Consider the following 16,691-nt stretch of genomic DNA (forward strand, 5'->3'; position numbering starts at 1 on the left):
ATATGGAACTGGCTCCAAAAGACCGCCGCCCGTTACGCCCGGTGCGACGCGGACTCACCCTGGCCCCACCGAGCAACTTACGGCTAGTGCCGGTCGGCCAGCGGGTGCCCCAGGCTCAGCCCCTACCCCTGAGCTAGAGCCGCATCCACCGGAGCAACGCCCCCCTGCCCTAAAATTTGGGGAATTAAATCTTCGCGGCGTACCGCCATCAGGTGTACACCCTGGCACACCTGCCGGGCCGCCTGCACCTGCTCGGCGGCAATTTGCACCCCCTCCTGCAACGGGTCTGAGGCCGCAGCCAGGCGATCAATAGTGGCCTGGGGAATGTGGGCACCGGGCACGTGGCGGTTGATAAAGTTGGCATTTTTGGCCGACTTGAGCAGGAAAATGCCTGCCAGTACCGGTCGGTTGTAGCCCGAGGCCACCTGATCCATAAACTTGGCCAAGCGATCAAAATCGGTAATCATCTGGCTTTGAAAGAACTGTGCCCCCGACTTCACCTTGGTCTCAAACCGGCGCTGGAGGCCCGACCAGCTGGTTGATTGGGGGTCGATCGCGGCCCCAGCAAACAGATCGAGCGCTCCATCGGTGAGGGGCTTGTCGTTGCTGTCTACGCCGCAGTTGAGCTTGTCGAGCAGCTTCAACAGCCGCACCGACTCTAGATCAAACACCCCCCGCGCCTCAGGGTGGTCGCCCGCTTTTACCGGGTCGCCCGTGAGGGCCAAAATGTTGCGCACCCCCAGGGCGTAGGCCCCCATCAGATCGGCCTGCAGGGCAATGCGGTTGCGATCGCGGCAGGCCACCTGGCACACCGCCTCCACCCCCTGCTGTTGCAGCAGCAGCGCCGCCGCCCACGACGACATCCGCATCACCGCCCGGCTGCCGTCGGTAATGTTGACGGCGTGCACCCGGCCCTTGAGCAACTGCCCCATCGCCAGCATGTGCTCGGGGTTGCCTCCCTTGGGCGGCATGACCTCCGCTGTCACCAAAAACTGGCCAGCCTGGGCCGCCGTACGCAGCCGATAACCCAACGGTGCAGAAGTCAAACAGTCCTCCTCAGAAATCCGCGCATCGGAATCTGTGTAATTTGATCAGGGGTAGTTGATCAGTATATCTTGATGGCTACAGCGGCTTAGAGTAGCCCAGGGCTGTTTTTACCCGGTCCAGAGTCTGATTAGCCAGCGCTCGGGCCTTTTCGTCGCCAGCTTTGAGAATGCTCTCTAGATAGGCGCGATCGCCCATCAGCTCGTTAAATCGCGTCTGAATCGGGGCCAGGGCTTCCACCGCCGTTTCCGCCAGCAGGGGCTTAAACTGGCCCCAGCCCATCTCGCGGCATTCTGCCGCTACCGCCTCCTTGGTTTGCCCCGACAGCAGCATGTAGAGGGTGAGCAGGTTGTGGCACTCAGGCCGAGCCGGGTCATCGAACCACAGCCCTCGCTCGGGGTCGGTCTTGGCCCGCTTAAACTTTTTGACCATCACCTCCGGCGGGTCGGTGAGGTCAATGCGGCTTTGGTCAGAGGGGTCTGACTTCGACATTTTTTTGCTGCCGTCGGTCAGGCTCATCACCCTGGCTCCCTCTTTGCGAATCATCGGCTCGGGCACCTTGAGCACCGGGTTTTCCTCGCTGCCAAACTGAAAATTGAGCCGGGCAGCAATGTCGCGGGTCAGCTCTAAATGCTGCTTTTGGTCTTCGCCCACGGGCACCAGGTCAGGCTCGTAGAGCAAAATATCGGCGGCCTGTAGCACCGGGTAGTCGAGCAGGCCAATGCTGACGTTTTCGCCCTGCTTAACGGCTTTCTCTTTGAACTGAATCATTCGCTCCAGCCAGTTGAGCGGCGTGATGCAGTTAAATAACCAGGCCAGCTCCGAGTGGGCCGACAGGTGCGACTGCACAAAAATGGTGGCCTTCTCGGGGTCAATGCCGCAGGCGATGTAGGTGGCCGCCACCTTATAGGTGTCTTCGGCCAGCCGGGCCGGGTCGTGGGGCACGGTGATGGCGTGCAGGTCGGCCATAAACAGAAAGGCGTCGTACTCTTCTTGCAGGTCAACCCAGTTGCGAATCGCCCCCAGGTAGTTGCCCAGGTGCAGGTTGCCGGTTGGCTGAATGCCTGAAAGAATGCGCTGTTTGGCCATAGGTCAAGAAAAGGTGCGGCTAGGGGAATGATGGGGGTTGGCGCAGCGCCAGCAGATGGCACAGCCCCTTACGAATCTACCCTAATCTCTGCCCGCCGCAGTAGCCAGAAATAGGCCAACGGCCAGACTTTGCTTGCCGAGATGAGTTTCATTGTTTAGCTTTGTAAATAACAATCGTCAGTATTCACTAACCCCTATGAACCCTTCTACCGACCTGTCGAGCCGTTTGCAAACCGCCATTGACCTAGCTCAGCACGTTCAGCAGCACCCCGAAGCCCACCAGGCGTTTCAGGATATGCTGGCAGATCTCAAAACCCAAAGCCCCGAAGCCGCCGATTTGCTGGCGCAGCTCTGGCAGGAGTACGTCAGCTCGAAGCGCTCGTCGCTGTTTTGGGAGCAGCTGTCTGAAGTCGAAAAGAATTTGTCCGATCGCCTCAGCGAGAGCCACATGCAGCTCAAGCAAAACTATCTGCGGCTAATGCAGGAGCAGTAGACCCACCGGCATTAGCTTGTTTGCTGAGCGCTTTAGCCGTAGGGCCTAGCGCTAAGATGAGGCTAGTTGAAATTGGCGATCGCTGTGGCTCAATCTATTCTTAAAATGCCTGCGACGGCAGGGTTTACGGCTGACCAGTTCTACGATCTGTGCCGGGCAAATCCAGAGTGGAAGCTTGAGCGAACGGCCTACGGAGATTTGGTAGTAATGGCCCCAACGGGTGGTGAGACCGGGGCACGCAACGCCAATCTACTCATTCGCCTCGGGGTTTGGAATGAGCATTCTCAGCTAGGCATTGTGTTTGATTCATCCACGGGGTTTCACTTGCCCAATGGGGCCGATCGCTCGCCAGATGTGGCCTGGGTGAGACGAGAGCGGTGGCAGGCTCTAACGCCTCAACAGCGAGAGAAGTTTCCTCCCTTAGCGCCAGACTTTGTGATGGAGCTGATTTCGCCCAGCGATAACTTGGCCGAAGCTCAGGCCAAAATGCAGGAATATGTGGAGAATGGCGTGCGGCTCGGATGGTTGTTTAACCGGGTTGCTAAGCAGGTTGAGGTCTATCGCCCTGCCCAGCCGACGGAAGTTTTGCAGCAGCCGAGTCAGCTCTTGGGCAGCCCTGTCTTGCCCGGTTTTATCCTCAGCCTAGATGGGTTTTGGTAAGTCAGCGTAGAGAATGCTTCCTGTAGGTGCATAACGCTAGGGCGAGGCTTCGCCAGCGCGAAGCAATGCACCAAATTGATGAATCGGGAAACTCGCATGAGTGAGCGGTGCATTGCGGCAATGCGATGTGGATTGCACATTTGCCAGTGGTGTTTGGGCCGCGAATGCACCCTACCCCTGTACTTGCCACCGTAACCTTGGAAACTCGCTCGCCCAAGCCTATTTGCGGTTGACCCAGAAGACTCAGTCCGGGCCGCTGGGCAATGCGCCCAATTGCTGCATAAGGCCCATGGTGTCCATGAGGATTCGGGTCGAACTCACCTTCGACCCCTCAAACTGATCAATAACCATGCCCCACACACTGACAGAATGATGGGTCGGTGGTATTCCCAAGAAGTCGCCACGATGCGTCCCCTCCCAAGTGAATCGCGTCAGAACACGAGTGCCTTCTGCAATCTGCTCCTCGACTCGCCAATGCATGTCCGGAAACGCGACTCGCAGAGCCTTGATGGTTTCCTTCAGGCCGGCGAGCCCGGGCCCCTGACCTGGAAATGGAACCTCCTCGACCATGTCAGTATGAAAGTAGTCGCCTGTCGCAGCTATGTCTCCGGATGAAAGAACGCGATCGAGAAACTCTCTGATGCGGGTCTTGTTTTGTTCGATCACAGCGTCTCCGAATGAGAGGAAGGTTGATGGTGCAACATAACAATCTTATTAGAGAGAAAGTTTCGGCATATCATACCTGTAAGGGTAGATATGCCGAAACTTTCTGTATATCAACCTGAATTGGGCAGATCGCAAGAAACTTTCCGCATATTAGTCCGCTTTAGGGCGATCGCAAGAAACCTTCCGCATATCTCAACAAAGCTGGGCCAGTTGCAGCTCGGCCAACGAATCCCAGCGACGACCCATACACCAGCCGTCACAAGACCTTGATATATCGGTCAGCCAATACGGTTGAACTTATGGCGTACTTGAAGTACGTTGTTTTTGCGGGGAATGATTTCAGTCGGGGGCTTGAGGAGGTGCTACTCCCCAAGTCCCCTAATCGTCCCACCTTAACCAGGTAAGCTGCGACGACTGGGTTCATTCTAGATCCGGTCTCTCGCTTTGCCGAAACGAGGGATCTGGATAGTTCCCCGTTTTCCTTATCGAAAACGGAGACAACCCGAATGTTTTTAGACAACACCCCCGAGGGCACCGGCCCCGACAGCTTTGTTTTGCCGACCTATCGGCAAGAGACTGCGCCATATTTTGCTGGGCGACTACGGTGCGCTAATTGATGGCATTAGCCATTTGGTTTCGCTGGGCTACTGCGTTGGCGCAGCCTGCCCATGGGCAATCGCATCGCCTGGTCAGAACCCATCCCCACCGGGCGCGGCGGCGAATATATCAGCGTCATGACCCGCAGGCGAGGGGTCACAAGGCCCTAAGTGCTGGCGCTGTAGGTTAGACAGCATCCAGTGGAACCCAGCAAGCTCACTGCTGTTGGGTTCCACTGGGTTAGCCAAAGACTCTCTAAGGCTGCTCAAACACGCTCTGCGATTGCTCCAATACTCTCTGGAGACTGTCGGAAGAGTCTCTGGGATTGTCGAGAGAGTTCTTGAAGTTGGTCAAAGCGTCTCTAGTACTCGACGGCTGAAATATGCCTACCATTCCGAATTGCTTGGCTCCCTAGCCCCCGGAGAATAGTATCTAAACTTGCGCCGCAGAGTACTGATAAAAACACTGTCCATAGGGCTATGAGTTGGTCAGCCGTCGATGGCCGACCTAGAGTCTGGCTGGACATCTCTCGACCTCCTAGCTAAAAAACCGCTAGTGCAAGTCTTCCTCGCTGCGTTCAAGCAGGTTGTTTCGGGTGTGTTCGGCCTGATGCATCTGATTGGCCATCGCCTGACGGGCCTTTTCTTCCACCGACTGGGCCGACGGCTGGTGCAGTTCTTCCTCGCTGCGTTCGAGCCGATTGTTCTGGCTGTGCTCGGCCTGTTGGCGCTGCTGGGTGAGGCGCTGGCGCGACTGTTCGTCTTGATTAGTCATGGTAACGATTACCTGCTGGTGAGGTTTTTACAAGCGGGTTGAGAGTAGCGATCGCTCTATATCTATTATCTAAAACGTCACTAGCGCAGCAGCACCGCTGATACGATTATTTAGCCTTCTATACCCTTAAGCTAGCTGCCCTAGGTCAGCGCTCACAGCGGTATGACCCGTCCACCATCCAACCAGCCAGGAGGAACAGATTTGCTCCCACGGCTGAAGGTAGATTCCTTTTTACAAAGCTTTCAGGTTAGGATCAAGCCGTCGCTATCGCCTGACTAACCCTATGTTTTTAGACGAGTTAACCCCATTTGTACAAGAACTGACCGCCCACCCGGCAGCGTTTTTGGGTGGACTGGCCTCGGGACTGCTGCGGCTCAGTTTATCTGATGACCCTGTCAAAAGCTGGCTGCAAAACCAGGGTGCTACCCCAGCCGCTACCGACAGTGCCGCAACCCGTGCCAACTCCCGTAACGGTGGCCCCCAGAGCATTTCAATTGACTAGGCCCAGCTTTGCTGAGGCAGCAGTTCGGTGGCCCAGCGCTTGACCCGATCTACCAGCGTCTGCAAAGAGGTGCTTGAGGTTTGGGCAGCGGCTAGGGCGCGTCGATAGTCAGCGATCGCGCAGTTCCAGTCACCGCGCAGGTGATAGGTGCGACCGCGCTCGGCGTAGATAAACTCGGGCAGCTGGTGAAACATCAGCGCTTCGTCAAAGCAGTCTAGGGCCAGGTCTAGGGCACCCATTTGGCGCAGAGTGGCACCCAGATTAATCCGGGCGCGGCTGTTGAAGGGGTTGAGGTCAACGGCCTGCTCATAGTCGTCTAGAGCGGCCGCCATATCGCCCAGGGCAGAGTGGCACATAGCCCGATTGTTGTAAGCTTGGTCGAGATCTGGGCCAAGGGCAACGGCGCGATCGCAGTCGACTAGAGCTGCATGGGGCCGCTCCATCCACAGATATACCAGGCCGCGATTGCTATAGTACATAGCCCGGTCAGGATGGCGCTCAATTAGCTGATTTAGCAGCTGTAGCGCCTGGGAGTACTGCTGTCGCTTGACTGCTGCCGCTGCCAACCGGCTCAGCGTATCGTCGGCGGTAGCGTACGTCGAGGGCGAATCAGAAGCTGTTGTCAGGTCGACCAAGTCGGTCGCCTGTGCCCCCCGCGAAAGCGTGCAAACCAGGGGCTGCTGTGATCGGTAGATGTGCATGACTGTATCTCTGTAGTGTGCTCATAAACCGTGAAACTAATCCAGTGAGGTAGAGGCGTTAAATAACCCCTGAGCCCTCACCGTCTAAGCAGGAACCTACCTGTAGAGTCTCATCTCGATTGGTGCGACCTTATCCTGCCTGTGGCAGTTATCGGGTTGGCTAAATCAAAAGTATTGAGCTCAACGTTCAAACTCTGACCATGGCTTGGTAGTTAAACCATTCATTTTGACTGATGTCGCTATAGTCGCATCTACCTTCAGGAGGCTAAACCGCAAAATAACGGAGGTTAAACCACCTTTTCATGGGCTAATCGGAGTTAAGCACCGTTACCTAAGGAAATATACGGAGGATCTCCATATAGTTTCTTGTCCTTAGGTGAGAGTTTCGTAACCACCAGAGTATTTGTGCGCTGCGTACAGCCATTACCCGAGGACAGTTTGAAGAATGGGCTACCCATTCTGGCCACAGCTATCGTGCAGCAGCGGCTTGTGAATGGCCTACTCTGCTCGCTGTAAGGCTGAAATCTTGGGGTCAATAATCTTGCGACCCTGGCCTTGGAAATAAATGGCCAGACAGATCTTGTTGCCCGCGCCAAAAATGTGGGTCACCTCACCAGCGCCATAGGCCTTGTGCACTACCACATCGCCCACGCTCCAGTCTGACTCGTGGGCACCGCTGCCGGGTTTAGCGGCGGCCTCGCTCTTGTTGCGGGCCTCGCGCAGGGGGGTGCTCCACTTCTGGGGTAGACCCGTGCTGCTGTTACCGGTAATGAGGTCAAGGGGCAGTTCGGCCAAAAACAGGGAGGGGCTAGCGGGTTCGCGGCTGCCGTAGAGGCGACGGGCGCGGGCATGGGAGATGAACAGGCGCTCTTTGGCGCGGGTGATGCCTACGTAGCAGAGGCGACGCTCTTCTTCGGTGGCGGCGGGGTCTTCCAGCGATCGGTGGTTGGGGAAGAGACCCTGCTCTAGGCCAACCAGAAACACTACGGGAAACTCTAGCCCCTTGGAGGAGTGCAGGGTCATCAGCGATACGGCCTTGTTGCCTTCCTTGGTGTCGTCTAGATCGGAAGCGAGGGAGGCATTGGCTAGAAAGGCCAGCAGAGAAGGGTCTTCGTTTTCTTCTTCAAACTGGAGAACGGCGTTGTAAAGCTCTTGCACGTTGCCAAAGCGATCGTCGGCCTCGTCGGTGCCTTCAGCCTTCAGGGCGGCCAGGTAACCGCTGTCTTCCAGCACGCCCTGGATAATTTCCGAGCCTTTTTGCTCGTCGATATTCTGGCGGTATTTCTTGATAATGTCGGCAAATTCCAGCACGCCCTTAGCCGATCGCCCCGCCAGCGTTTTCACCGAGGTCTCATCGGCCAAAATTTCCCACAGCGGAATGCCGCCCAGGGTTTGGGTGGCCTGCTCCAGCTTGTCGAGGGTGCCCTTACCCACGCCGCGCCGGGGCACATTGATAATTCGCTTCAGGCTGACGGTATCAAAGGGGTTTGCGATCGCTCTTAAATACGCCAGCACATCTTTAATTTCGCGGCGATCGTAGAAGCGCAGGCCCCCCACCACCTGGTAGGGAATGCCGTAGCGGGTCAGCACGTCCTCAAAGGCGCGAGATTGGGCGTTGGTGCGGTAGAGAATGGCGAAGTGGCCCCAGTGCAACTCCGGGTGCTGAGTCTCCAGGTTGCGAATCTGGCTGACCACAAAGTCGGCCTCGGCGGTTTCGTCATCGGCCCGGTAGCAGTAGATGCTCTCGCCCTCGCCTCGGGTGGCCCTCAGCACCTTGTCGATGCGCTCGGTGTTGTTTTCGATTAGGTGGTTGGCGACTTCGAGAATGTTTGAGGTCGAGCGGTAGTTCTCCTCCAGCTTGACCATGCTGCGGGTGTCGTCGTCGGGCAGCCCGTCGCCAAAGTCATCCTGAAAGTTCATCAGAATGGTAAAGTCGGCGGCGCGGAAGGAGTAGATGCTCTGGTCGGCATCGCCCACTACGAATACCGAGCGGTGGTTCCAGTCTTTGTAGGTGGCGATCGCCTCGCCGTTGGTGGCCAGCAGGCGAATCAGCTCGTACTGGGTGCGGTTGGTGTCCTGGTATTCATCCACCAAAATGTGGCGAAAGCGCTTGTGCCAGTAGGCCAGCACCTGCTCATTCTGCTGAAACAGAAACACCGGCATCAAAATCAGATCGTCAAAGTCGAGGGCGTTGTTTTCCGCCAGGGCCTTTTGGTAGTGGCGGTAGACATCGGCAATTACCCGACCTCGGTAGTTGGGCTGCTCTTTTTCTAGCTCGTCGGGGGTGAGCTTTTGGTTTTTGGCGTTGCTAATTGCAAAGCGCACCGATCGCGGATTGAACTTCTTATCGTCCAGATTCAGGGTTTGGGTGACGATGGTTTTGACCACGCTCTGGGCGTCAGACTCGTCAAAAATTGAAAAACTCTTCGTCCACTGATAGCCCGCCGGGTGCTGGTACTTCTCAATGTCAAACCGCAGAATGCGGGCGCAGAGGGCGTGGAAGGTGCCAATCCACAGGTTCTTGGTGATGGTCTTGTAAACCTGGGATCTAAGCTTGGTCTGCTCGTACTGGGGCAGAGACGAGAGCGATTTGCCGTGGCGGGCCTGGGCATCCTGCTCGGCAAACAGCACCTCAATGCGCTCCTTCATCTCCTTGGCGGCTTTGTTGGTGAAGGTGACCGCCAAAATGTTGTCGGGGTCGGTCTTGTGGGTGAGGACCAGGTTGGCAATGCGGTAGGTGAGGGCGCGCGTTTTGCCTGACCCCGCCCCGGCCACCACCAGCAGCGGGCCACAGTAGTGCTCGACGGCCTGACGTTGGGCGGGGTTGAGAGGGGCGAGAAAGTCAGTCATTACAGCCGGGTGCGGTTTTTGCCTATCTAGTATGACACTGGCCGCGAGGAAACGATGCTGTACCTGTCTTAGCTGGAGGTTCTTGCCGCAGAGGTTGCTACCTGACGCAGCAGCAGCACCTGCCAGTAGGGAACTGGGGCGATCAGCACGGTGCCACTGCCCTCAAAGACGTTGACCAAAAACTCGCCGGAGGTCATGGAGCCAACCACTGATTTTGTCGCTTTCTCGACTTTGTAGTTGAGGGCTCCGGTACGGGCGATCGCAAAGTTGCCGTCCACCACCAGTCGCTCGCCGCGCAGTTCTACCGCCTCGACCGGACCCTGGGCCACTATCACCACCTGGCCTCGGCCCTTAACCTTGGTTTGAAACAGGCCCTCACCACCCGTTAACCCCGTCAAAAGCTTGTTGCGCTCGATCGAAACCTCAATACTGCCATCGCTGGCCCAGTAGGCCCATCGATCTAAAATCCACTCTTCGCCCGCCAATTCTAAGATGTGATACCCCGAGAGCGATGGTTCTAAATAAAGCTCTCCCGTGCCGGTGTAGGTGGGGCGAAAAATATTCTCGCCCGTCGCCAGAGACTTCAAAAAGCCGCCCGCTGACGGGGTTTGAGTCTTCATATCAATGGGGCCGCGCATGTAGTGAAGGGCTCCCGATTCGGTGCGCACGGTCTCGTTGTTCAAAGCGACTTTGACCAACCGCGATCCTTCCTGCTCAATAATCTTGAAGTCAGCCATAGGGTTTTCATAGCGCTGGCCCAATCATAACGCTGCGATCGCCGCCCGTCCCCGCTATCCCCTACAGCAGTAGTCAACGCTGATAGATCAAGGCAAAGCTAAAAATAAGCCATCTATCACCGCATCCTCAGAGCACCGCATCCTCAGAGGCTTTAGCGGCAGCCTAGCCCCCTCACCCGTCGAAAACCTGTCTTGAGGAAAACCCGTGGCCAAAAATCCTGTGATATTCTCAGGGGAACAGCCTGGTGGCTGAGAATTTTGCTCAATGTCAGTCTTTTTAACCCTATGAAGTTGTCTCGACGGTGGTTTAACCAGGCGTGCCTGGGGGTAGCGACGGCGCTGGTGGCCGCAGCCTGTGGCGGCGGCGGCGGCGGCGATGACGTGGTTAGCGTTGGCTCTAAAGATTTTACCGAGCAGCTAATTATCGGCGAGATGTACGCCCTAGTGCTCGAAGAAAACGGCTTTACCGTTGAGCGCAAGCTCAACCTGGGCGGTACTCCGGTGGCTCAGGCGGCGATCGAGAGCGGCGAAATTGACCTCTACCCCGAGTACACCGGTACGGCGCTGCTGACGGTGCTCAAGCAGCCCGTGAGCAGTGACCAGCAGGCCGTTTTCGACACCGTGAAGCAATCCTACCAGGAGCAATTTAACCTGGTGTGGCTCGACCCCTCACCCATGAACAACACCCAGGCGCTGGCGATGACCGAAGAGCGGGCCGCAGAGCTGGACATTCGCACCATTTCTGACTTTGCCGCCCAGGCCAGCGACCTGACGCTGATCGGCCCACCCGAGTTTGAGGTGCGTGAAGACGGTTTGCCGGGGCTGCAAGAGGCCTACGGAGACTTCACACTGGGCAGCTACAAGCCCGTCGATGCAGGCTTGCGCTACAGGGGCCTGGTTGATGGCGAAGCCGATGTGGCGGTCGCCTTTGGTACGGATGGTGAAATCAGCGCCTTTAACCTGGTACTGCTCGAAGATGACGAGGCGCTGTTTCCGCCCTACCAGGTGGCCCCGATTGTGAGTCAGGCGGCGCTAGAGGCTAACCCCGGCATTGCCGATGCCCTCAACCAAGTGTCGCCCCTGCTCAGCGATGAGGTGATGCGCCAGCTCAACTACGAGGTGAGCGGCAACCAGCGCGAACCAGCAGAGGTGGCTCAGGAATTTTTGGTCGATGCGGGGCTAATTTCGGAGTAGCCCCTTTATTTAAGCGATCCCCGGTAGATCCCCAGCCATCTAAAGGAATCCCCAGAGTTACCCATGGGCACCATTCAGTTTGACGACGTTTCGCTGCGGTTTGCCGGGGGCGCGCGTCCGGCGGTCAACCGGGTCACCTGCCAGGTCAACTCAGGGGAAATTGTGGTGATTTTGGGGCCGTCAGGCTGCGGCAAAACCACGCTGCTGAAGATGGTCAATCGCCTCTATGAGCCGACTGGGGGCAACATCTTTCTCGATGGTGTCAACATTCGCAAGATCAAGGCCACCAAGCTGCGGCAGCAGATTGGCTACGTGATTCAGCAGTCTGGCCTGTTTCCGCACATGACCGTGGCCGACAACGTGGCGGTGGTGCCCAAGCTGCTGGGCTGGGGCAAACCCCAGATTCAGGCCCGCATCGACGAGCTGCTGGAGCTGGTAAAGCTGCCGCCGGGGGAATTTCGCGATCGCTACCCCGCCCAGCTCTCCGGTGGGCAGCAGCAGCGGGTGGGCATCGCTCGGGCGCTGGCGGGCAACCCCGGCATTATGCTGATGGATGAACCGTTTGGGGCAATTGATGCGATTACCCGCACCGCTCTACAAGACGAGATTTTGCGCCTCCAGGGCCAGCTCAAAAAAACGATTCTGTTCGTCTCCCACGATGTGGAAGAGGCTCTGCGCCTGGCCGATCGCATTCTGGTCATGCGCCTGGGCGAAGTGGTGCAGTTTGACACCCCCTTTAACCTGCTCACCCAGCCCGCCGATGAGTTCGTCTACAACCTGCTGGGGGCTGACGACATGGTGCGCCAGCTTGGTCTGCTGCGGGTCGGTGCGGCGATGATGGCCCTGCCGCCCAACTACAGCAACGGCCACAACCCTACCCTCTCTCACCTGGACAGCCTGCGCGATGCGCTATCGCTGATTCTCAAGACCGGGGCACCGGCGCTTACCGTACTTGAGGAAGGCAACCCGGTGGGCCTGCTCACCCTCGACCACATTCGCGAGTCGGCGGTAGCGGGGAACGGGCGATGAGCTACCTGCTGAGCCAGCCCGGGGAAGTGCTCACCCTGCTGCTGCAACACCTGCGGATGACGGGAATCTCGCTGGGGATTGCGATCGCCGTGGCCGTTCCCCTGGCGCTGCTGGTCTCGCGGCTGCGCTGGCTCTCTGTTCCCGTACTGGGCAGTTTAGGAGTGCTCTACACCATCCCTAGCCTGGCGCTAATTATTTTTTTGGTGCCGTTGTTTGGCCTCAACGCTACCTCGGTGATTGTGGCGATGGTGCTCTACACCCAAGTCATTTTGGTGCGCAACCTGACGGTGGGCCTGGCAGGCATTAACCCTGCCGTACTGGAGGCGGCGCGGGGCATGGGTATGAGCATCAGCCAGCGGTGGTGGCGGGTGCAGGTGCCCCTGGTGCTGCCGGTATTTTTGGCCGGGGTGAGAATTGCGGCGATTGTTGCTATTGCGATCGCGACCATTGGCGCTAAGTTCAACGCTGGCGGCCTGGGCAAGCTGCTGTTCGACGGCATTCAGACCAACCGCTATGACAAGATTGTGGCGGGCGCGATCGCGGTAGCCGTTCTAGCTTTTGTAATCAATGGTCTACTGCTGGCCCTAGAACACTACGCCCAACCCCAGCGACGACTAAAGCAGGAATAAGACAGCAGTTACGGCTTGCGAAGCCACTATCCGTATAATTCACCCTGGAAGAGCAGCTATACGAAAACTGGCGGCATAACTAAGTTGTTAGCCTTCAGATACTAGGCAGGGATAGTCCCTCTAATTGTTTTATAAAGATTGAACTGTTTTGAATTGATAGCTGCGACGTGATGAAGTTATAGCAGTTTTCACACCAGTAAGCCACGGAGGTACAGAGGGCACTGGCCCCCTGCGTAGGGGTTTCACCCCCACACCCCTACCTCATCCAAGCGGCAACCGCTGTAAATCAGGTAATGTCATCAAATCACTACATTGGATAAGATCCTCAAAGTTGAATCTGCCCAAAGATTGATTGGGGTACGGAATAAGCGGTGTTAGAAATGATTTAATCATTTGTGGACATTAAAAAATGGGGCTCTTCAATAGGAACGGTAAGAAGTTTGAAGAAACCAGAAAAGTCAAGATTATTAACGAACAGAGCCGCGTTACGGAAAAGCACAATGGAGATGTGATTACGGATACATATCGTCAAGAGATCGAGTTTGAGGGATCTAGCGAAGATTGCAAAAATGTTGCCGCACATGCCTACTTAGCAGGCAAGCCGGAGGAGCAACGTTTGTTATCTGTTCAACCAGAAAGATCAGAGAAGCGTATTCGTGCGTTGCGGGGGGTAGATGAATAAAGGAGACAAAACGAAGGATCTACGTAGAAGTATAATTTCAGTCTTTTTTGTCTTACGCATTTTTCTGACAACTTTTGCTGCCCCTGCTTATGCTTCTCCAGAAGAAGCCTTTGTCGATGGTTTTGCTAAAGGGGCGAGTGAAACTGCTGGTGTAGCTGTTGTTTCTGGAGCTGTATGTCTTGTTACAGCGGCATTTGCCCCAATCGCCGCTTCTGCTGTTTGCACCGCTTCGGGTGAAGTAATTTTTGGATGGTTTGGTTGAAAATTAGTTGGCAAGAGATGGCTCTTGTAAGTGAAAACTTCTTTTGAGAGCTCATAGAGCAGTGCAACACCATAATAGGCTTAATCCTGTTGGAGCGGCAAACAGAGCTTTCTTACTACGTTTTTGTGATGTTTGTTGCCGCTCAACAGGGTCGTTATGCAGAAACTTTACCAGTACTGATATCAAGTCCGGTCAATTAGCCTAAGAATTGTAGGCTGTGAACCCTTGTCTGTTTTGGGTTTATAGTGAGGTCGATCAAGCGGACTTGATATGTATGAGGGCTAGACTTATTATGCATTCGCTGCATGCCTGATTGTGTGACTAAAACGTCATCTGGGCAGAACTTGCCTATGACTACTGAAGCCCTAACGCCGAGTTAACCCTGCGCCGATCGCACCCCTGGAGCCTGGGCGGCTCGCTGCACCGCACTCAAGCTCAACTCCGCCAGCAGCGCCAGCAGCGCCACGGGCACCGCCCCCACCAGCAAAATCGCCGGGTCGTAGGCGGCAAAGCCCAGCACAATAAAGGCTCCCAGCCCGCCCGCGCCCACGAAGGCGGCTAGGGTAGCGCTGGCGATCACCTCTACCGTAGCGGTTTTGATGCCCGCAATGATTACTGGCAGCGCCAGGGGAATTTCAACGGTTTTGAGAATGTCGCCGGGGGGCATGCCCATGCCTGTCGCCGCCTCGCGAATGGCGGGGCTGATATTGCGAAACGCCACGTCAGTGCTGATTAAGATCGGCGGCATCACCAGCAGCGTCAGGGCCAGCACCGCCGACGAAAAGCTCAGGCCCAGCACCGGCACCGCCAAAAACAGCACCGCCAGGCTGGGTATCACCCGCAAAGCATTAAAGCTGTTGAGCATGACGGTAGAAACGACCCGCGATCGCGCACTCCACAGCCCCAGCGGCAGCCCCACCAGCAGCCCAATCGCCAGGGGCACTGCCACCAGCAGCAGGTGCTGTTGCAGGGCGGTGATGAGGCGATCGCTATTATCTAGCGCGTACTGATAGGCGTTTTGTAGAGTTGGCAGCATGAGAGAAAGTTTAGCAAAAGCATACAATCTACAGCAGTCTGCATTGAAACCACCGCATCCATCTTTAATTTATCGCCTCGCTGACGCAATCTGTCGGTAGATTTCAGGCCACTTCGCAATCTCAGATCTCCTTCCTCCAAGTTGAGCTGGCTACCATATCACGATTGCCTTGATGGCTGGCACAATCATTCATTCTCTGGGATGATGCAGAAACCGTAAATTTAATTCAGCATGCTTTAGTAAAGCGAATCTGTGAGATGGCATGACAACAGCCTTGATTACCGGAGCCTCTGCTGGCATTGGTGCAGCATTTGCCCAACAGCTAGCAGCCCGTCGAACTGATCTTGTGCTAGTTGCTCGTTCCGAGGATAAGTTACAGGCCCTTGCCGATTCACTCAGTCATCAATATCAAATCCAAGTAGATATTGTTGTCCAAGATTTGACGGTTACATACGCTACAGAAACGCTCTTTCAAACGGTGCAGCAGCTTGGACGAGCGATTGACTTATTGGTGAACAATGTTGGCATCGGCGATTATGGTGATTTTGCTGAAAGCGATCGCGACCTTCAGCTAAAAATGGTGCAGCTCAACATCGCGACGGCTGTAGATCTGAGCCATCGTTTTTTGCCTGGAATGCGGCAGCGACGAACTGGAGGGATAATCAATCTATCTTCGGTGGCGGCGTTTCAGGCTATGCCCTATTTCTCGATTTATGCGGCATCAAAAGCCTTTATTCTCAGCTTTAGCGAAGCGTTGTGGGCAGAGAATAAGAGCTATGGAGTGCATGTGCTAGCCGTTTGTCCAGGACCGGTTGGGAGCAAATTTTTCAAAGATGCAGGATTTCCACCGTTTTTGGTTGATGTGGCTGCAAAAGTTGATACGCCAGTTGAGACTGTTGTACGAGATACCCTAAAGGCATTTGATAAACGAGAATCGATGGTAGTGCCTGGCAGTCTGATTAATCCTATTCTTGCTGCGCTGCCTCGGTTTCTACCACGAGAGGGGGTTTCTAGCTTCTGGAAACTGGTGTTGGGAAATGACGCTAGCAAACAGTAACATTCCTATGGGATGCATCCCCCTTATCTTCGCCTTTTAAGCCTTCTCAATAGTTGGCTATGTGCAGAGATTGGACGTATTTTCAACAACTCTGTCAAAAGATCGATGGAACATTTGTTTGCAATCCTTAACGTTTATATAAGTCTTATCCATTGGGTTCCACAAGATTGGGCCAATGGGAAGTTTTTGAAATTTTAGTGAGAGATTATGGCCGAACAAATCCAACAACAATCTTTTCTTGACAAGGTATTAGAACGAAGCAGCCTAAAAACTGCCAATGAAGCTGAGCGGGCAACGAATATCGTATTCCGAACCTTGCGGGATATGATGCTCAATAAAACTAGCGACCAGATTGAGCAAGACCTCAAAGAAAGAGCGCCTGAATCTGAGCAAGAAGTGACCGATCTTTGGCAAGATACAAACGTTATGGTTGCTTTCTTTAGCCGCATCAGCCCAGCCCAAAACCTGCACATTAAGCCGCAAGTCTTTATGATGCGCCTGCGGCAAGAAGGTACGTTGCCAAAAGGGGTTCCTCCCGAGGAAGTCACAGCAGCCGTATTCTCGGCCACCAAAGAGATTTTGCCGACAGAACGCAACCAAGAAATTGCGACTATTCTTCCCGGTGAACTTCGGCAAATTTGGGAGCAAGCCTGATTGCGTTCGGATAGCTATCAATACTGACCCTTAAC

18 protein-coding genes are annotated in these 16,691 nt (G+C 55.5%); 10 read left to right on the forward strand and 8 right to left on the reverse strand.

Annotated elements, in window-relative coordinates; all coding sequences use genetic code 11:
* Positions 1–122 precede the first annotated feature (122 nt).
* The gene (locus IQ273_RS10065; RefSeq protein WP_278000548.1) at positions 123–1,046 is read right to left on the reverse strand and encodes a methylenetetrahydrofolate reductase; all 924 of its coding nucleotides are present in this window, start codon (positions 1,044–1,046) and stop codon (positions 123–125) included.
* 76 nt (positions 1,047–1,122) lie between these two features.
* Positions 1,123–2,133 carry a tryptophan--tRNA ligase gene (trpS, locus tag IQ273_RS10070; RefSeq protein ID WP_194023037.1) on the reverse strand — a complete coding sequence of 337 codons (1,011 nt, stop codon included), beginning with the start codon at positions 2,131–2,133 and terminating at the stop codon, positions 1,123–1,125.
* Positions 2,134–2,329: 196 nt separating this feature from the next.
* Here trpS and IQ273_RS10075 point away from each other — a divergent pair, with 196 nt between their 5' ends.
* The gene (locus tag IQ273_RS10075) at positions 2,330–2,626 is read left to right on the forward strand and encodes a hypothetical protein (RefSeq protein ID WP_194023038.1); all 297 of its coding nucleotides are present in this window, start codon (positions 2,330–2,332) and stop codon (positions 2,624–2,626) included.
* A gap of 84 nt (positions 2,627–2,710) precedes the next feature.
* A complete protein-coding gene (locus IQ273_RS10080) occupies positions 2,711–3,286 on the forward strand; it encodes a Uma2 family endonuclease (RefSeq protein WP_313898067.1) in 576 nt (191 codons plus the stop codon).
* A gap of 243 nt (positions 3,287–3,529) precedes the next feature.
* On the opposite strand, the gene IQ273_RS10085 is transcribed toward IQ273_RS10080, so the two are convergent.
* Together IQ273_RS10085 and IQ273_RS10095 are read right to left on the reverse strand one after the other, a co-directional pair.
* Positions 3,530–3,952, reverse strand: a complete 423-nt coding sequence (locus IQ273_RS10085; protein WP_194023039.1) for an ester cyclase — start codon at positions 3,950–3,952, stop codon at positions 3,530–3,532.
* Positions 3,953–5,101: 1,149 nt separating this feature from the next.
* Positions 5,102–5,323: a hypothetical protein gene (locus tag IQ273_RS10095; protein ID WP_194023040.1), complete on the reverse strand. Its 222-nt coding sequence runs from the start codon at positions 5,321–5,323 to the stop codon at positions 5,102–5,104.
* A 283-nt stretch (positions 5,324–5,606) separates the two neighbouring features.
* Between IQ273_RS10095 and IQ273_RS10100 the strand changes: the two genes are divergently transcribed.
* A complete protein-coding gene (locus IQ273_RS10100; RefSeq protein ID WP_194023041.1) occupies positions 5,607–5,825 on the forward strand; it encodes a hypothetical protein in 219 nt (72 codons plus the stop codon).
* Here the strand turns inward: IQ273_RS10100 and IQ273_RS10105 are convergent.
* From IQ273_RS10105 to IQ273_RS10115, 3 genes are all read right to left on the reverse strand, one after another.
* The gene (locus IQ273_RS10105; protein ID WP_194023042.1) at positions 5,822–6,526 is read right to left on the reverse strand and encodes a tetratricopeptide repeat protein; all 705 of its coding nucleotides are present in this window, start codon (positions 6,524–6,526) and stop codon (positions 5,822–5,824) included. The genes IQ273_RS10100 and IQ273_RS10105 overlap by 4 nt on opposite strands.
* 498 nt (positions 6,527–7,024) lie before the next feature.
* Positions 7,025–9,376, reverse strand: coding sequence for a DNA helicase PcrA (gene pcrA / locus IQ273_RS10110; protein WP_194023043.1), 2,352 nt, complete (start codon positions 9,374–9,376; stop codon positions 7,025–7,027).
* Positions 9,377–9,444: 68 nt separating this feature from the next.
* A complete protein-coding gene (locus tag IQ273_RS10115) occupies positions 9,445–10,113 on the reverse strand; it encodes an AIM24 family protein (RefSeq protein ID WP_194023044.1) in 669 nt (222 codons plus the stop codon).
* Positions 10,114–10,398: 285 nt separating this feature from the next.
* Between IQ273_RS10115 and IQ273_RS10120 the strand changes: the two genes are divergently transcribed.
* The 5 genes from IQ273_RS10120 (at position 10,399) to IQ273_RS10140 (ending at position 13,909) form a co-directional block, all read left to right on the forward strand.
* On the forward strand, positions 10,399–11,307 hold the full coding sequence (locus IQ273_RS10120; RefSeq protein ID WP_194023045.1) for a glycine betaine ABC transporter substrate-binding protein: 909 nt from the start codon (positions 10,399–10,401) through the stop codon (positions 11,305–11,307).
* A 63-nt stretch (positions 11,308–11,370) separates the two neighbouring features.
* Complete coding sequence (locus IQ273_RS10125; protein ID WP_194023046.1) at positions 11,371–12,336, forward strand: ABC transporter ATP-binding protein; 966 nt, start codon at positions 11,371–11,373, stop codon at positions 12,334–12,336.
* Positions 12,333–12,965 (forward strand): ABC transporter permease, encoded by a 633-nt coding sequence (locus IQ273_RS10130; protein WP_194023047.1) that lies wholly within the window; start codon positions 12,333–12,335, stop codon positions 12,963–12,965. Before IQ273_RS10125 ends, IQ273_RS10130 begins: the two co-directional genes overlap by 4 nt.
* A 409-nt stretch (positions 12,966–13,374) precedes the next feature.
* Positions 13,375–13,647: a hypothetical protein gene (locus IQ273_RS10135; RefSeq protein WP_194023048.1), complete on the forward strand. Its 273-nt coding sequence runs from the start codon at positions 13,375–13,377 to the stop codon at positions 13,645–13,647.
* Complete coding sequence (locus IQ273_RS10140; RefSeq protein WP_194023049.1) at positions 13,640–13,909, forward strand: hypothetical protein; 270 nt, start codon at positions 13,640–13,642, stop codon at positions 13,907–13,909. Before IQ273_RS10135 ends, IQ273_RS10140 begins: the two co-directional genes overlap by 8 nt.
* 376 nt (positions 13,910–14,285) lie before the next feature.
* On the opposite strand, the gene IQ273_RS10145 is transcribed toward IQ273_RS10140, so the two are convergent.
* Positions 14,286–14,945 (reverse strand): ABC transporter permease, encoded by a 660-nt coding sequence (locus tag IQ273_RS10145; protein ID WP_194023050.1) that lies wholly within the window; start codon positions 14,943–14,945, stop codon positions 14,286–14,288.
* Between the two features lie 262 nt (positions 14,946–15,207).
* On the opposite strand from IQ273_RS10145, the gene IQ273_RS10150 reads away from it, so the two are divergent.
* Positions 15,208–16,002, forward strand: coding sequence for an SDR family oxidoreductase (locus IQ273_RS10150; RefSeq protein ID WP_194023051.1), 795 nt, complete (start codon positions 15,208–15,210; stop codon positions 16,000–16,002).
* A 207-nt stretch (positions 16,003–16,209) separates the two neighbouring features.
* The gene (locus IQ273_RS10155; RefSeq protein WP_194023052.1) at positions 16,210–16,656 is read left to right on the forward strand and encodes a DUF2267 domain-containing protein; all 447 of its coding nucleotides are present in this window, start codon (positions 16,210–16,212) and stop codon (positions 16,654–16,656) included.
* The last annotated feature ends 35 nt before the right edge of the window (positions 16,657–16,691 follow it).

Origin of the sequence: Nodosilinea sp. LEGE 07298 (genome assembly GCF_015207265.1) — a bacterium.
Taxonomy (GTDB): domain Bacteria; phylum Cyanobacteriota; class Cyanobacteriia; order Phormidesmidales; family Phormidesmidaceae; genus Nodosilinea.

Excerpts from the sequence above, each read along its gene's own strand:
- IQ273_RS10140 (WP_194023049.1), top strand. The coding sequence starts at position 13,640 with ATGAATAAAGGAGACAAAACGAAGGATCTACGTAGAAGTATAATTTCA.
- IQ273_RS10105 (WP_194023042.1), bottom strand. The coding sequence starts at position 6,526 with ATGCACATCTACCGATCACAGCAGCCCCTGGTTTGCACGCTTTCGCGG.
- IQ273_RS10150 (WP_194023051.1), top strand. The coding sequence starts at position 15,208 with ATGACAACAGCCTTGATTACCGGAGCCTCTGCTGGCATTGGTGCAGCA.
- IQ273_RS10155 (WP_194023052.1), top strand. The coding sequence starts at position 16,210 with ATGGCCGAACAAATCCAACAACAATCTTTTCTTGACAAGGTATTAGAA.
- IQ273_RS10075 (WP_194023038.1), top strand. The coding sequence starts at position 2,330 with ATGAACCCTTCTACCGACCTGTCGAGCCGTTTGCAAACCGCCATTGAC.
- IQ273_RS10145 (WP_194023050.1), bottom strand. The coding sequence starts at position 14,945 with ATGCTGCCAACTCTACAAAACGCCTATCAGTACGCGCTAGATAATAGC.
- IQ273_RS10095 (WP_194023040.1), bottom strand. The coding sequence starts at position 5,323 with ATGACTAATCAAGACGAACAGTCGCGCCAGCGCCTCACCCAGCAGCGC.
- trpS (WP_194023037.1), bottom strand. The coding sequence starts at position 2,133 with ATGGCCAAACAGCGCATTCTTTCAGGCATTCAGCCAACCGGCAACCTG.
- IQ273_RS10115 (WP_194023044.1), bottom strand. The coding sequence starts at position 10,113 with ATGGCTGACTTCAAGATTATTGAGCAGGAAGGATCGCGGTTGGTCAAA.
- IQ273_RS10130 (WP_194023047.1), top strand. The coding sequence starts at position 12,333 with ATGAGCTACCTGCTGAGCCAGCCCGGGGAAGTGCTCACCCTGCTGCTG.
- IQ273_RS10125 (WP_194023046.1), top strand. The coding sequence starts at position 11,371 with ATGGGCACCATTCAGTTTGACGACGTTTCGCTGCGGTTTGCCGGGGGC.
- IQ273_RS10135 (WP_194023048.1), top strand. The coding sequence starts at position 13,375 with ATGGGGCTCTTCAATAGGAACGGTAAGAAGTTTGAAGAAACCAGAAAA.
- IQ273_RS10120 (WP_194023045.1), top strand. The coding sequence starts at position 10,399 with ATGAAGTTGTCTCGACGGTGGTTTAACCAGGCGTGCCTGGGGGTAGCG.
- IQ273_RS10100 (WP_194023041.1), top strand. The coding sequence starts at position 5,607 with ATGTTTTTAGACGAGTTAACCCCATTTGTACAAGAACTGACCGCCCAC.
- pcrA (WP_194023043.1), bottom strand. The coding sequence starts at position 9,376 with ATGACTGACTTTCTCGCCCCTCTCAACCCCGCCCAACGTCAGGCCGTC.